Raw genomic sequence first — 1,266 nt, 5'->3', positions numbered from 1 at the left:
TGTAGTGGTCAATAAAATTTGGCCACAGTTTTAGAATCTTGATATCTAACCTCAGATTCATTTGGCGCTAAACCGGCATTATAATGATGCGGCCTAACGTTGTTGTAATATCCGTTGATATAATCACTAACGCTATATTTAGCATCTATAAAATTTCCATATCCAACCTTTGGCATCCATTCCGTTTTAAAGCTTCTAAAAAATCGCTCCATTGGTGCATTATCCCAACAGTTTCCACGCCTACTCATACTTTGTTTGATTTTATAGCGCCATAAACGTTGACGATATTTTAAACTGGTATAGTGACTACCCTGGTCTGAATGAAACATCAGTCCTGTCGGTTTTCTTCTGCTTTCATACGCGAGTTCAAGCGCTTTTAGCGTTAAATTAGTATCTGGCGACAACGACATGGCCCAGCCAACTACTTTACGTGCAAATAAATCAATAATAACGGCTAAATAAGCCCAGCGATTACCTACCCAAATATACGTCACATCACCGCACCACACGGTATCTGGCTCAACAACATCAAATTGTCTATCAAGCAGATTTGGAATTTCAAGGTGCTCATTACCGCCGCGTTTATATGAATGTTGAGGTACTTGGCAGCTTTCAAGCTTTAATTTAACCATTAGCTTAGCAGCACGATAACGACTCAATTCAAAATCATTGTTCGTTGCTATTGCCGCGATTGTCCGCGCCCCAGCTGAGCCGCCGCTCATTGCATGTATTGCTCTAACTTCAGCCTCTAGCCTTATTTGTTCTGGTGTGGGCGTTGTATCCCTTATAGCCCAATATTTATAGCTGCTACGATGCACATTGAATACGTTACACAGCACGCTAATTGGGTAACGCTCTCGTTGATTTAGTTTCTCAATTAACGAGAATTGTTCAGGGAGTCGGACATCAAGAGAGCGGTAGCCTTTTTTAATATATCCTTTTCTAATTCGATGCGTTGGATTTGCTTTTTAAGTTCGCGGATTTCAATTTGTTCGGGCGTCATTGGCGAAGCCGATGGTGGCTGGCCATTACGCTCTTGCTTTAATTGAGTAACCCACTTACTAACGGTTGATTTACCCACACCCATCGCTTTGGCTGCTTCTTCTTGAGTATAACTTTGGTCAACTACAAGCTGAGCTGTTTCTAATTTGATTGCTGCAGAATACGTTGCACGTTTTAATTTCGTCATTTTTTCACCCAAATTTGTATGCTTATCAGCATAACATTTCTTTCTTAATGGGTGGCCAAAATTAATTTACCACTACA

1 protein-coding gene is annotated in these 1,266 nt (G+C 40.7%); it reads right to left on the bottom strand.

Annotation, left to right across the window (positions count from 1 at the left end):
* Positions 1-8 precede the first annotated feature (8 nt).
* A protein-coding gene (locus H5116_RS20060) for an IS3 family transposase (RefSeq protein ID WP_182716928.1) occupies positions 9-1,189 on the bottom strand; the annotation gives its coding sequence in 2 pieces (ribosomal slippage) (positions 9-931 and positions 931-1,189; 1,182 coding nt in all).
* Positions 1,190-1,266 lie beyond the last annotated feature (77 nt).

Source organism: Pseudoalteromonas sp. SG45-2, from assembly GCF_014164115.1.
Classification (GTDB): domain Bacteria; phylum Pseudomonadota; class Gammaproteobacteria; order Enterobacterales; family Alteromonadaceae; genus Pseudoalteromonas; species Pseudoalteromonas distincta.
The sequence above is the reverse complement of the archived record's forward strand: the minus strand, read 5'-3'. Positions and strand labels throughout refer to the sequence as shown.